12 protein-coding genes are annotated in these 13,172 nt (G+C 72.2%); 4 read left to right on the top strand and 8 right to left on the bottom strand.

The features are described 5' to 3' along the window. Nucleotides 1-65: 65 nt before the first annotated feature. Genes NR792_RS17670 through NR792_RS17660 form a run of 3 tightly spaced genes read right to left on the bottom strand, consistent with a single transcriptional unit; the run spans nucleotide 66 to nucleotide 2,922 of the window. Nucleotides 66-329, bottom strand: a complete 264-nt coding sequence (locus tag NR792_RS17670; RefSeq protein ID WP_375761189.1) for a DUF3006 domain-containing protein — start codon at nucleotides 327-329, stop codon at nucleotides 66-68. Then, nucleotides 326-1,696: a ComEC/Rec2 family competence protein gene (locus NR792_RS17665; protein WP_375761188.1), complete on the bottom strand. Its 1,371-nt coding sequence runs from the start codon at nucleotides 1,694-1,696 to the stop codon at nucleotides 326-328. The genes NR792_RS17670 and NR792_RS17665 overlap by 4 nt, the downstream gene beginning before the upstream one ends. Next, nucleotides 1,693-2,922, bottom strand: a complete 1,230-nt coding sequence (locus tag NR792_RS17660; protein WP_375761187.1) for a ComEC/Rec2 family competence protein — start codon at nucleotides 2,920-2,922, stop codon at nucleotides 1,693-1,695. Before NR792_RS17660 ends, NR792_RS17665 begins: the two co-directional genes overlap by 4 nt. A 113-nt stretch (nucleotides 2,923-3,035) precedes the next feature. Here NR792_RS17660 and deoC point away from each other — a divergent pair, with 113 nt between their 5' ends. The 4 genes from deoC to NR792_RS17640 all read left to right on the top strand — a co-directional run bounded on the left by deoC (nucleotide 3,036) and on the right by NR792_RS17640 (nucleotide 6,794). Beyond that, nucleotides 3,036-3,896, top strand: coding sequence for a deoxyribose-phosphate aldolase (gene deoC / locus NR792_RS17655; RefSeq protein ID WP_375761186.1), 861 nt, complete (start codon nucleotides 3,036-3,038; stop codon nucleotides 3,894-3,896). A gap of 25 nt (nucleotides 3,897-3,921) precedes the next feature. After that, nucleotides 3,922-4,317 carry a TraR/DksA family transcriptional regulator gene (locus tag NR792_RS17650; RefSeq protein WP_207048176.1) on the top strand — a complete coding sequence of 132 codons (396 nt, stop codon included), beginning with the start codon at nucleotides 3,922-3,924 and terminating at the stop codon, nucleotides 4,315-4,317. A gap of 38 nt (nucleotides 4,318-4,355) precedes the next feature. Beyond that, the gene (locus NR792_RS17645) at nucleotides 4,356-6,083 is read left to right on the top strand and encodes a phospho-sugar mutase (protein ID WP_375761185.1); all 1,728 of its coding nucleotides are present in this window, start codon (nucleotides 4,356-4,358) and stop codon (nucleotides 6,081-6,083) included. Nucleotides 6,084-6,155: 72 nt separating this feature from the next. Then, nucleotides 6,156-6,794: a hypothetical protein gene (locus NR792_RS17640; protein ID WP_375761184.1), complete on the top strand. Its 639-nt coding sequence runs from the start codon at nucleotides 6,156-6,158 to the stop codon at nucleotides 6,792-6,794. A gap of 46 nt (nucleotides 6,795-6,840) precedes the next feature. Here the strand turns inward: NR792_RS17640 and NR792_RS17635 are convergent, their stop codons facing one another. The 5 genes from NR792_RS17635 to NR792_RS17615 all read right to left on the bottom strand — a co-directional run bounded on the left by NR792_RS17635 (nucleotide 6,841) and on the right by NR792_RS17615 (nucleotide 13,146). Further along, complete coding sequence (locus tag NR792_RS17635; protein ID WP_375761183.1) at nucleotides 6,841-7,968, bottom strand: sensor histidine kinase; 1,128 nt, start codon at nucleotides 7,966-7,968, stop codon at nucleotides 6,841-6,843. Nucleotides 7,969-8,372: 404 nt separating this feature from the next. Next, the gene (locus NR792_RS17630; RefSeq protein WP_375761182.1) at nucleotides 8,373-9,302 is read right to left on the bottom strand and encodes an ABC transporter permease; all 930 of its coding nucleotides are present in this window, start codon (nucleotides 9,300-9,302) and stop codon (nucleotides 8,373-8,375) included. Continuing rightward, the gene (locus tag NR792_RS17625) at nucleotides 9,295-10,428 is read right to left on the bottom strand and encodes an ABC transporter permease (protein ID WP_375761181.1); all 1,134 of its coding nucleotides are present in this window, start codon (nucleotides 10,426-10,428) and stop codon (nucleotides 9,295-9,297) included. Before NR792_RS17625 ends, NR792_RS17630 begins: the two co-directional genes overlap by 8 nt. After that, nucleotides 10,421-11,914 (bottom strand): ABC transporter ATP-binding protein, encoded by a 1,494-nt coding sequence (locus NR792_RS17620; RefSeq protein WP_375761180.1) that lies wholly within the window; start codon nucleotides 11,912-11,914, stop codon nucleotides 10,421-10,423. Before NR792_RS17620 ends, NR792_RS17625 begins: the two co-directional genes overlap by 8 nt. A gap of 38 nt (nucleotides 11,915-11,952) precedes the next feature. Further along, entirely contained in the window at nucleotides 11,953-13,146 is a 1,194-nt protein-coding gene (locus NR792_RS17615; RefSeq protein ID WP_375761642.1) for a BMP family protein, read from the bottom strand. Nucleotides 13,147-13,172 lie beyond the last annotated feature (26 nt).

The raw sequence follows: 13,172 nt of genomic DNA, 5'->3' as shown, positions 1-13,172 counted from the left end.
GGTGAATCGCCGCATCCGGCGGAGGCACCGGCTGCGCCCTCGATACGTCGAACCGGAGGGCCGGCTCAGAGGTCGAAGTCACCCGACGGCGGCTTCTTGCCGCGCATCGCCCGCTCCCTCGCGGCGCGGACGTCGGAGCGCAGGGACTCGGTGGCTTCGGCGTCCACCGTGCCCGACTCCAGGTCCACGACGTCGCCTTCGCGCACGCCGGAGGGCAGGGTGCTCAGGGCGCGGGTCACCTGCTGGCCGTCCACCACCAGCACGGCGACGTCGTCCTCGATGCGGTCCACCGTGGCCCTGGACCGGGGCTTCGCCTTCTTCTTCGTCACGGGTGACAGTCTCCCGCGGGCTTGCGGCCCGAGCTCAGCGCCTCATCACGCGTGTTCCACGTGAGCATGTTCTCCGGGTTGATGAGCTTCACGGCCCGGCAGGTGGCCTTGTGGAAGATGGGCTTGTGCCTGCTCGCGCGGTAGCCGCCCATGGAGGTGCTGGCCGACGAGCGCACCGCCTTCTCCGGCGCCTCCGTCCGCGTGCCCCTGCGCGCGGTGGGCAGGTCATCCACGTCCGTCACGTTGTCGGCGCGGGCGGTGCTGGCTCGCGGCGCTTCGACGACTCGCGCGGGCTCCGTCCGGACGGCGGGAGGCGGCTCGGTGGGCGGCGGCTTCACCACGGGCGCGGGCTTCGCCGTCCGCACCAGCGGGGGGCGCGGATCCAGCCCCGGGAAGCTGCGCCGCGCGGAGGAGGGCTCCCCCGGTGAAGGACGCTGGAGCGAGAGCTCGAACTGCTTGCCGTCGCTCACCGCGTGCACTTCGCCGTTCACGTCCGTGCGGAACGCCTTCGCATCCACGCCGCGCAGCCGCGCGAGGAGCTCCTTCACCTTCGGGTTCTTCCCCAGGCCGTCATCCCCGCTGAGCACCGCCGCCTGGGGCCGCACCTCCTCGAGGTACGCCTGCGAGTTCGCCCCCTCCACGCCAGGCGAGCCGACCTTCAGCAGCGTGGCGGAGGACAGCAGCCCGCGCTCCAGGAGCCGGGCCTCCGTCTCACCGCGCGCGCCGCCCGCGAAGATGACCGACGTGTCGTCGTACGTCAGGCGCAGCACGATGGAGTTCGCCGCGTTGCGCCCCTCCGCGTCCGCGGCCCCCTTCAGGAGCGGCTCCGCGGGCGCGCGGGGCCAGAGCACCGTGAGGTTCACCCGGTCCTCCAGCGTCAGCCGGACCAGCTCCTTGGGCGCGGACGAGGACGGCGCGGGCGAGAAGATCTGCACCCCTCGCGACCCCAGGGCCGTCAGCAGCGCGTCGTAGGCCTTCGACGTGTCGGGCAGCTGCGGCTCCATCAACCGCCGCGCGCCCACGCGCTTGAGCACCGCCTCCAGCGCGCCGTGATGCTTGGGGTCCGGCTGCGTGAGGACCACCAGGTCCAGCTCCCGGCGCAGCAGCTCCGGCAGCCGGTTCACCAGGTGCGACTCGGCGGACGCGGGCCCGGAGTCCACCAGCACCGTGTTGCCTCGCGGCGTGACGATGAGCGCGGCATCCCCGGCGCCCACGTCGAAGAAGTACACGTGGAGCTTCCCGTCCGGCGCGCCGCCGAAGTAGCGCGACTTCTCCGGGGGCTTCTGCGCGGGAGGCGCGGACGGCTGCTGCTGACAGGCCAGGGAGGCGAGCAGCAGCCCCACTCCCAGCGCGATGCGGGCCTTCATGGATGACAGTCCTCGGCGGGGCGGCGCTCACGCAGGGCGTCGGCGCGGCTGGAGTAGACGGTGCGCTCGTTCTTCGAACGCTTCAAGGTCGAGCAGCTCTCACGGTGGAACACCTTGCTGCCCTTCAGTGACACGAAGCGCTCACCCGTGGGCGCGGGCGCCGTGGACTCCACCGGCGTCCGGGACCGGGACGCGCCCGGCTCCGGTTCCTTCTCCACGGAGCGGCCCGCGCGGCCATGGGGCGTGGGTTCGATGGGGCCCAGCGCCACCGGGCCTCCCGCCCGCTGCGTGCCGGACAGGCTCGCGGCCCCGGCCCCGCCCTTCGTCGGGCGCAGCGTCACGGTCGTGCCGTCGCTCACCGCCATCACCTCGCCGTCCTGGTCGGTGCGGAAGGTGCGCGCGCGCACGTCGCGCAGCCGGCCCAGGACCTCCGGGCTCGGGTGGCCGTAGTCATTGCCCACGCCGCAGGAGATGACCGCCGCCTGCGGCTTCACGCGCTCCAGGAAGGCCGCGGTGGAGGAGTGCTTGCCGCCGTGGTGCGCCACCTTCAGCACCGTGGCCGTGAGGTCCACGGGCTTCTGCAGCAGCACCGCCTCCGTGGGCGGCTCCGAGTCCCCCGTGAAGAGGAACGCCGTCTTCCCGTACGTGAGCTTGGCGACGATGGAGTTCGCGTTCGCGTCCGAGCGCGTGTCCGCGAGGAACGTCTCCTGGGGCACGCGCGGCCAGAGCACGGTGAGCGCCACGCCTTCGCCCAGGCCCACGGTGAGCAGCGTCTGGGGCGAGGCCGGGTTGGGCTCCGGGCTCATCACCTGGCCCACCTCGTTGCCCACGAACTCCAGCAGGTCGCGGTACGCCTCGCTCGGGTGGTCGAAGCCGGGGTCCATGAAGCGCTTCGCGCCCACCGCCTTCACCGCCGCGCGCAGCCCGCCCAGGTGGTCCAGGTGCGGGTGGGTGAGGATGACCAGGTCCAGCGGGCCCTTCACCAATTCGCGCAGCCGCGCCGCCAGCCGCGTGCCGGCCTCCGGAGGCCCCCCGTCGATGAGCACCGTCTTGCCCGTGGGCGACACGATGAGCGCCGCGTCCCCCTGGCCCACGTCGAGGAAGTAGACCGTGAGCCGGCCCGGCGCGGGGGAGGGGAGGGCCGGGGAGGCCGGAGCCGCCGCGTGGCCGGGCACCGCCGCGAGGAGGAGGACAAGGAGTGCGAGCAGCCGCGCGAAGACCTTCACGGGTTGGAACTCTACAGCCCCGCTCCCCTTCGCGGCACCCCGTGCGTTGACCGGACGCGCGGTCCTCCCGCGAGCGCTTCCCCGAGGGCCGGGAGTGGGCTAAGGGGCGCCGCATGCCGTCCGACGCCGAAGCCTTCTTCACCGTCCTGGAAGAGCTGGTCGACCAGGCCCGTCACCGTCTGCACGCCTGGAAGGTCCAGCAGGAAGCGGTGCCGCCCGCGCCCGCCGCCGTGCTGAACGCCGAGCCCCCGCGTCCGCCGGGTGTGAAGACCGCCACCGCGCGCGTGGACCCGGCCACCCTCCAGAAGGCCACGGACCTGGCGCCGTACATCGACCACACGCTGCTCAAGCCCGAGGCGCGCGCCGAGGACGTGGTGCGCGTGGCGGAAGAGGCGCGCCAGTACGGCTTCGCCACCGTGTGCGTGAACAGCTGCCACGTGGCCACCGCCGCGCGCGTGCTGGCCGGTTCCTCCGCCGTGCCCATCGCCGTGGTGGGCTTCCCGCTGGGCGCCGCGCTGTCGTCCGCGAAGGCCTTCGAGGCGCGCGAGGCCATCCGCGCGGGGGCCCATGAAATCGACATGGTCATCAACCTGGGCGCGCTCAAGGCGCACGACTACCAGCGCGTGCACCAGGACATCGCCGCGGTGGTGGAGGCCAGCCACCCCGTGCCCGTGAAGGTCATCCTGGAGACGGGCCACCTCACGGACGAGGAGAAGGTCGTCGCGTGCGCGCTGTCCAAGGCCGCGGGCGCCGCGTTCGTGAAGACGTCCACCGGCTTCGGGCCTGGCGGCGCCACGGTGAAGGACATCGAGCTCATGCGCGCGGTGGTGGGGGACGAGGTGGGCGTGAAGGCCTCCGGTGGCGTGCGCTCCGCGGAGGACGCCGTGAAGCTGCTTCGCGCGGGCGCCAACCGCCTGGGCGCCTCCGCGTCCGTGGCCATCGTCACCGGGCAGATCTCCACCGCGCAGTACTGACCCCTTTTTTCCGGAGACGCGCACCGTGACCCCGAAGCAGCGAGAGGACTTCCTCCAGCAGTTGCTCGCGCTCCACGCGGAGCTGAGCGGGAAGACGCCCCTGCGCATCGAGCCCAACCGCACCGACGAGGCGCGCGTGGGCGGCGACGAGGACGAGCAGCCCCTCAACGAGATGATGCAGACCATCGCCTCCAGCCGGAACCGCAACACCGACGGCACGCTGGCGCGCGTGGTGAAGGCGCTGGGCAAGCTGCGCGAGGACCCGGACTCCTTCGGCGAGTGCGAGGAGTGCGGCGACGAGATTCCCCTGGGCCGCCTCAAGGCGATGCCCTACGCGGAGTTCTGCGTCGCGTGCCAGAACAACAAGGATGGCCCCAAGGGGCCGGTGCGCCGCAAGCACCTCACCGACTACAAGGGCTGAAGCAGCCCCTTCTCCAACCAACCACGAGGCAACGCGCGATGGACACGACCGGACTCAGGGAGCGGGCGGAGGCCTGGCGCAAGGCGGATCCGGATCCGGAGACCCAGGCGGAGCTGGCCAACGTGCTCGCGAAGCAGGACTGGGCGGACCTGGCGGACCGCTTCGCGCAGGACCTGGAGTTCGGCACCGCGGGCCTGCGCGGCGTGCTGGGCGCCGGCCCCAACCGGATGAACCGCGCCGTCGTGCGCCGCACCACCGCGGGCCTGGCGCGCTACCTCAAGGCCACCGTGCCGGACGTCACCACGCGCGGCGTGGTGGTGGGCCGCGACGCGCGCCGCCTGAGCCGCGAGCTGGCCGAGGACACCGCCGCCGTGTTCGTCGCGGAGGGCATCCCCGCGCACGTCTTCCCGGAGCCGGTGCCCACGCCCGTCACCGCGTTCGCCGTGCTGCACCTCAACGCCGCCGCCGCCGTGATGGTGACCGCCAGCCACAACCCACCCGAGTACAACGGCTACAAGGTCTACTGGGGCAACGGCGCGCAGATCGTCCCGCCGCAGGACGTGGGCATCGCGGACGCCATCGCGAAGGTGGAGCCCGCCAACGAAGTCCCCCTGCTCACGCCCGCGGAAGGCCGCGCGAAGGGGCTGTGGCGCGACCTGCCGGAGGACGTGGGCAACGCGTACCTGCGCGCCATCCTGGACCTGCGCCTGTACCGCAAGGGCAGTGACACGCTGTCCATCGTCTACACCGCCATGCACGGCGTGGGCGGCGCGTGGGCGGCGCTCGCGCTCAAGGAGGCGGGCTTCCCGCGCGTGACGCCGGTGGCCGAGCAGCAGCAGCCCGACGGCCGCTTCCCCACGGTGCGCTTCCCGAACCCCGAGGAGCCGGGCGCCATGGACCTGTCGCTCGCCACCGCGGAGCGCGTGAAGGCGGACCTGGTGCTCGCGAACGACCCGGACGCGGACCGGCTCGCGGTGATGGCGCGGGATGCCTCCGGACGCTTGCGCCTGCTCACCGGCAACGAGGTGGGCGTGCTCCTGGGCCACTACGTCCTCACGCAGGGGACGAAGCGCGCGCGCCCGCACGTCGTCACCACCATCGTGTCCTCCACGCAGCTGGGGGAGATCGCGCGCGGGCTGGACGCCGCGTACGACGAGGTCCTCACCGGCTTCAAGTGGATCGCCAACCGCGCGCTGGAGCGCACCGCGAAGGAAGGCACGCAGTTCGTCTTCGGCTACGAGGAGGCGCTCGGCTACACCGTGGGCACCGCCACGCGTGACAAGGACGGCGTGGGCGCGGCGCTGGTGATGGCGGACCTGGCCGCGTGGTGCGAGGCCCGCGGCGTGACGGTGCTGGGCTACCTGGAGGAGATCCAGCGCCGCTTCGGCCTGCACGTGGGCGCCCAGCGCAACGTGACGCTCCCCGGGGCCGCCGGTGCGCAGACCATCCGCGCCATCATGGAGGCCTTCCGCGCGTCTCCGCCCGCGCACATCGGCGGCACCCGCGTGAGCGCCGTGCGCGACTACCAGAAGGGCGAGGGCGGCCTGCCCCCGTCCAACGTCGTCGCCTTCGCGCTGGAGGGCGGCGGCCGCGTCACCCTGCGCCCCTCCGGCACCGAGCCGAAAATCAAGTACTACTTCGAGCACAAGGAGACGCCCGCCCCCGGCGAGCCGCTCCCCCAGGCCCGCCAGCGCGCGGAAGCGAAGCTGGCGGCCCTCATCGACGCCTTCCTGACACTGGCCCGCGAGCGTGGCCAGCCAGCCTGAGTCCTGAATCACCCTTCAACTCAACCCAACGGGTCGCGTCCCCTGTCGCGTCCCTTCGCAGAAAGGAACCGCGTGAAGCGCTTCATTCCTGGTTTCCTCCTGGCCGTGCTCCTGGCCGTCCCCGGTACCGCGATGGCTCGCGGGCAGGGCTGGTCCCTGCTGGCGGCGGACACCGTCGGCTCGGGCCGCAACATGTTCAGCGCGCAGATCGGCTTCCCGGGCCTGTCGCTGGGCCTGCTGCACGGCGGCTCGGACAACGTGGATATTGGCGGCAAGTTCAGCTTCAACTGGGGCCGTGAGGGCCTGGTGGACGCGTCCGACGCGGGCATCAAGCTCCAGGGCTGGCTGCGCGTGATGATCGCCCAGACGGACAAGGTGGCCTTCGGCATCACCTTCCAGCCGGGGCCGTTCATCTACTTCCCCCGGGGGAACACGCTCTTCGGCATGGCCCTGCCGGTGGCGTTCGTGGTGGGCATCCCCGTGGGCAGCGCGCTGATGATCAACGCCGGCATCGACGTACCGTTCAACGTCTACATCGGCGAGGGCATCGGGCCGGTCATCCCCATCCTCTTCGGAGGCGGCCTGGAGTACTTCGTCAGCAACAACCTGAACGTGAACTTCAACCTGCGGCTGGGGCCCTCCATCGTCCCGCGCTTCGACGACAGCTACTTCACGATGGAAGCGCTGGCGGGCGTGGCCTACCGCTTCTAGCCGGCGTCACGCGGGCGGGGGAGGTGCTTCCCCGCCCGTGCGGTGGCTACCAGGACGACGTCTGCTCGGGCAGCTCCACCGTGAAGGTGCTGCCCAGGTTGACGCGGCTCTTCACGGTCAGCTTGCCGCCCATGCTCTCCACCAGGGTGCGCGCCACCGTGAGGCCCAGGCCCACGCTCTTCTCCGGGGCCTTGGTCGTGTAGTACGGCGAGAAGATGGCCTGCAGCTCGTCCTCGAAGATGCCGATGCCGGTGTCCTTCACGAAGAGCTGGGGGCCGAACTCACCGAACATGTCCGGCAGCTCCACGCCCACGTGCACCACGCGCGGCCGGTCCTTTACGTCCTCCACGGCGTCCACCGCGTTGCAGACGAGCTCCGTCACCACCTGCTCCAGCTGACGGCGGTTGAAGATGACGGCGATGGGGTCCTCCGGCAGCACCGCGCGCACGTCCGCGCGGCCCAGGCGGCCGGAAGCGCGCAGGCGGGACACCACCTCCGGCACCACCTCCCGCAGGTCGAAGCGCTGGATGTCCTTGGGGCAGCTGGGGCCCAGCGACAGCAGGTGCTGGCCGTGCAGGCGCATCTGCTCCCCGGCCACGCCCAGCTTGAGCAGCTCCTCCGAGTCCGGCGGCAGCCCCAGGCCCGCGCGGGCGCGCACGTGCTCCAGCGCCCGCTGCAGGCCCACGCCCAGCTGGTCCATCTGCGTCGCCAGGTCCGCCGCGAGCGTGCCCACGCGCGCCAGGCGCTCCATGCGCACCCAGCGCGTGCGCGGGTCCTGAAGCACTTCCCGGACGCCGCCCTGCTCGCGGTGCGCCTTGAGCTCCAGCAGGGTGTGGACGCGCACCTTCAGCTCCAGCGGGTCCAGGGGTTCGGTCGTCAGCAAGTCGTCCACACCTGCCTCCATCACCTCGCGGCGCGTCTGGCGGTCCGCGGAAGGCGTGAGCATGAGGATGGGGAACTGCGGCGGGGACAGCTCCTCGCGAAGGCGCCGGTACGCGGCCAGCCCCACCGTGCGGGCGCGTTCCACGTCCAGCAGCACCAGGTCCGCGGAGTGGCGGGACACCGCCTCCAGCGCGGCCGTCGTCCCGCTCGCGGGCAGCACGTCGTAGCCGGCCGGCGTGAGGATGGAGCGCACCCGCTCAATCCCGCCGGACTCCACTCCGACCGCGATCACGCGCGGCCGCTGGGGTGACGTCGAGCCTGTTCCCGTCGTCTGCATGTTCACGCCACCCCGGCCTGGAAACCGGGTCCGCCACCGCCCGAAGGCGGTGTCTCGAACCCGGGGGACCGCGTCCCAGCACCGAACAGGGCCACCTGCTGCGCCTGCTCGGTGTCCGGTACGCAATCCGACATGGGCGCACTCCCTTGCCAGTGCCATGCCGGACGTTCACCCAACGGCAGATCAGCCCACACTGGAAAGGCAGAAAAACACGCTCCAGTAAGGTCGGGGGGTTGGCGGCTCGCCCGGGAATGACCAGACGCATCAGGACAGGTGGCCGCTTCAGATTTGACGGGTCTGAGCTGACCAAAAGTGGATTGCGACCCGGGTCGTGGAATACCCGGGCCCTCTCAAAATGGTCAGCGGGATTCCTGTTCGTAGGCGGTGCCCAGTGCGGCGGGGGCATGGCCACGCTGGCCCTGGAGCGCGAGGACGAGGAGGGTCAACAGGTAGGGCAGGGCGAGCAGGAAGCCCTGGGGAACCAGGTCGAGGAGCCAGGGAGCGCTCGAGGCCAGGCCGATTCGCAGCGCGTTGCCGAAGGCGAAGAAGAGCGCGGCGGCGAAGGCCCCCAGCGGCGTCCAGCGGCCGAACACCATGGCGGCCAGGGCCATGAAGCCCAGGCCCGCGGGGGTGTGCTGTTCGAAGCGGTCCAGGACGGCGGTGGACAGCACCGCGCCGCCCAGGCCCGCCATCAGCCCGCCGCCCAGCACCGCGCCCCAGCGCAGGGCGGGCACGGACAGGCCCAGCGTGGCCACCGCGTGCGGCTTGTCACCCACGGCGCGCAGGCGCAGGCCCAGCGGCGTGCGCGTCAGGAGCAGGTGGAAGAGGAAGGGCAGGGTGAGCGCCAGGTACGTGGGCGCCGCGTGGCCGGACAGCGCTCCCAGCAGCGGGACGTGGGACAGGCCCGGGAGGTTCCAGCGGGGCAGCTGGGTGATGGCGGGCGTGCCGTTGGGGCCGTAGAGCGACTCCAGGAGGAAGGTGCCTCCCGCCATGGCCACCAGGTTGAGGGCCATGCCAGAGACGACCTGATCCGACCGCCAGCGGATGCTCAGGAAGCCGTGCACCGCGGCGATGCCCGCGCCCGCGGCCATGCCCACGAGCACCGCGAGCGGCGTGGGCATCACGAGCGCCGCCACGGCCGCGCAGAAGGCGCCGGTGCGCATCATGCCCTCCACGCCCACGCTCACCACGCCGGCGCGCTCGGAGAGCATGGCGCCCAGCGCGGCGAACACCAGGGCGGGGGCCGCGTCCAGGGTGGAGAAGAGGAGCGAGTGGAGCACCTCAAGCACGGGGCACCTCCGCTCCGGCCTGGGCCGGGCCCTGGGCCTGGGCGCGCTTCTGGCGCCGGGCCAGCAGGGCGAGCCACACCATGCGGCCGGCGACGAAGAGCAGCGCGAAGCCCTGGATGAGCTCCGGGAAGCTCTTGTGCACGCCGAGCAGCTGCATGCGCGTGCCGCCCGCGCGCAGGATGCCGAAGACGGCCGCGGACAGCGCCGCGCCCAGCGGGTGGTTGTTGCCGATGAGCGCGATGGCGATGCCGTCGAAGCCGTAGGGCGCGCCCAGCGAGCCCGGATAGCGGCCCTCCGTGCCCAGCACCAGCACCGCGCCCGCCAGGCCCGCCAGCGCGCCCGCGAGCGCCATGGCCCCGCCCGCGCGCCACAGCGTGGGGATGCCCGCGGCCCGGGCCGCCTCCGGGGTGAGGCCCACGGCGCGCGTCTCGTAGCCGGAGCGCGTGCGGGACAGCCACACCCAGACGCCCAGCGCCGCGGCGAGCGCCAGCGGGAAGCCCAGGTTCAGGCGCGAGCCGTCGCCCAGGAGCCGGGGCAGCTGCGCGGAGGGGAGGATTTCGGCGGTGCCGGTGATGGACGACGCGCCCTCCGCCACGGCGCGCAGCGGGCCGATGACGAGCCAGTTGTCCACGAGGCTCACCGCCACCCAGTTGAGCATGATGGTGGAGATGACCTCGTGCACGCCGCGCTTGAGCTTCAGCACGCCCGCGATGCTCGCCCACGCCGCGCCCGCGACGGCGGCCGCGAGGAGCGCCAGCGGGACGTGGAGCACGCCGGGCAGGGACACGTGCGCGCCCACGAGCGCCGCGGCCAGCGCGCCCCAGATCATCTGCCCCTGCGCGCCGATGTTGAACAGGCCGACCTTGAAGGCCACCGCGACGGACAGGCCGGTGAGCGTGAGCAGCGCGGCCTTCATCGCGGCCTCGCCCAGGGGGCGCAGCACGGCGGTGCTGCTGCCGCCGTCCAGGAACGCGGGCCAGTTGCCGATGCCGCCCCAGAGCATCTGGAGGTAGGCGCGCGTGGCGGTGTCCGCGTCGCGCGTGAGGGCGATGGTCAGCCAGCACACCGCGAGCGCCAACAGCACGGAGAGCACCGACGGCAGCACCTGCCGCGTCCGCTCACCCATGGCTTCCCTCCGCGCCCAGCATGCGGCGGCCCAGCTCGCGCTCGTCCAGGTGCTCGCGCGTGAAGTGCCCCGTCACGCGGCCTTCGTAGAGGACGTAGACGCGGTCTGACAGGGCCAGCACTTCCTCCAGGTCCAGCGACACCATCACCACTCCCGCACCCCGGGCCTTCGCCTCGCGCAGGCGCGCGTGCACCTGCGCCACCGCGCCGATGTCCAGCCCGCGCGTGGGCTGCACGACGACGAGCAGCTTCGGCGCCGCGTCCAGCTCGCGTGCCACCACGACCTTCTGCTGATTGCCGCCGGACAGCGCCTGGAGCGCCACCGTCGGGTCGGGCGGGCGCACGTCGTAGGTGGTCAGCAGCTGGTTCGTCCGCTCGCGGCGGCCCTTGAAGTCCACCCAGGGCCCGCGCGCGAACGGCGGCTGCCGGTGCCGGCCCAGGGCCACGTTCTCCTCCACCGTCATCGCCTTCACCACGGCGCGAGCCAGGCGGTCCTCGGGGACGTGGCCCACGCCGCGCGCCTTCGCCAGCGCCGGGGTGAGCCCCGCGAGGGGACCGCCCAGCAACGTTCCCTCGCCGCCGTCCAGCCTGCGCAGGCCCGTGAGCACCTCCGCCAGCTCGCGCTGCCCGTTGCCGTCGACCCCGGCGATGCCGACGATTTCTCCCGCGCGCACGGTGAGGCTCACGCCCTGGAGCGCGGGACGGCCGTTCTCGCCCGTGGCCCGCAGGTCCCTGGCTTCGAGCACGACCGGCCCCGTCTCCGCTGCCTGCGCGCCGGACGCGCCAGCGGGCACACCGGTCATCGCCGCGCCCTTTGAGCTCTCGCCCACCATCAGCGAGGCCAGCTCGGAGACGGTGGTCTCGCTGGGGCGCACCTCCGCCACGGTGCGGCCCCGGCGCATCACCGCCACGCGGTCCGCCACGCCCAGCACCTCCTTGAGCTTGTGGCTGATGAGCACCACCGTGCGGCCCTGCGCCACCAGCCCGCGCATCACCTGTGACAGCTCGTCGGACTCCTGCGGCGTGAGCACGGCGGTGGGCTCGTCCAGGATGAGCACCTGCGCGCCCCGGTGCAGCGCCTTGACGATTTCGACCTTCTGCTGCGACCCCACCGTGAGCGTGTCCACGCGCGCTCGCGGATCCAGCTGGAAGCCGAAGCGCTTCGCGGTGGCGGCCACCTCTTCACAGGCGCGGTCCAGGTCCAGCAGGCCGCGCTTCGTGGGCTCGCGGCCCAGCACCACGTTCTCCGCCACCGTCAGCGTGGGCACGAGCATGAAGTGCTGGTGCACCATGCCGATGCCCCGGGCGATGGCGTCGCGCGGGCTCTTGAAGCGCACCGGCTTGCCGTCCATCAGGAACGTGCCCGTGTCCGGGTGGTAGAGCCCGTAGAGCACGTTCATCAGGCTGGACTTGCCCGCGCCGTTCTCGCCCACCACGGCGAGCAGCTCGCCCGGGGCGATGTCCAGCGACGCGTCCTCCAGGGACACGCACGACCCGAAGCGCTTCGCGATGTGCTGGAGGGAGATCAGGGCTGCGCGACCTGGAAGGAGGACAGCTCCGCCTGCGTGCCCGGCACGGAGAGCTTCCCGGCGAGGATCTGCTGCCGCAGCGACTCCACCTTCTGGAGCGCCTCCGCCTTGCCCGGGAACTCCACGCGCACGTCCGCCATGCCCACGCCGTTCTCCTTGAGGCCCAGCACCTGCTCACCCGCCGTCAGCTTGCCGTCCACCAGGTCCTTCGCCGCCTGGTACACGGCCAGGTCGCTGTGCTTCACCATGGACGTGAGGATGGCGTCCGGCGCCAGGTGGGACTGATCCGAGTCCACGCCGATGGCGAACACCGTCTTGCCCGCCGCCCGCGCCTCCTTCACCGCCTGGATGACGCCCAGGCCGTCCGTGCCCGCCGCGTGGAAGATGACGTCCGCGCCCTTGGCGATGAGGTCCTGCGCCACTTCCTTGCCCGCGGACACGCTGTTGAAGCTGCCCGTGTACACGGCCATCAGCGCGTCCGCCGCCTTCGGGTTCGTGGTGCGCACGCCCGCGCGGTAGCCCACGTCGAAGCGCTTGATGAGGGGGACTTCGATGCCGCCCACGAAGCCCACCTTGTTCGTCTTCGTGACCAGCCCCGCCAGCGCGCCCACGAGGAAGCTGCCCTCCTGCTCCTTGAAGAGCACCGTGCGCACGTTGGGCAGCGACTTGGGCTTGCCCTGCGCGTCCAGCAGCTGGCTGTCGATGAGCAGGAACTTCGCTTCCGGGTTCTCCGTGGCCACGTCGCGCACCGCGTTGGCCAGCAGGTACCCATTGCCGATGGTCAGCTTCGCGCCCTGCTCCACGAGCAGCTGGAGGTTGGGGGCGTAGTCCTCCTGCGCCTTGCTCTGGAGCACCAGCGGCTGCACCGGCAGCGGCTTCACTTCCGGTGCGAGCGCCGCGAGGTCGGAGGAGATGGACTGACGCACTTCGCCAGCGGGCGCGTCCACGTACCTGCCGCCCTCGTACTTCTTGCCGGCGGCCCACAGCTCCAGGCCGCGCAGGGCCGCGTCGTTGAACGAGTGATCACCCCGGCCTCCCACGTCGATGACGAGCCCCACGACCACGGGCTTTCCCTCGGGGGGCTTCGTGGCGGTGGAGGCCTGCGAGGGCGCCTTGGGGGCGTCCTCGGACTTCTTGGAACAGGCGCACAGGAGCGCGGCCAGGGCAAACACGTGGAGTCGACGGAGCATCATGGGGCTGGCTATCTACCAGATGC

The sequence above is a fragment of the Corallococcus exercitus genome (genome assembly GCF_042231735.1).
Taxonomy (GTDB): domain Bacteria; phylum Myxococcota; class Myxococcia; order Myxococcales; family Myxococcaceae; genus Corallococcus; species Corallococcus exercitus_B.
Note: the sequence above shows the minus strand (reverse complement) of the source record. Positions and strands in the feature narration are given on the sequence as shown.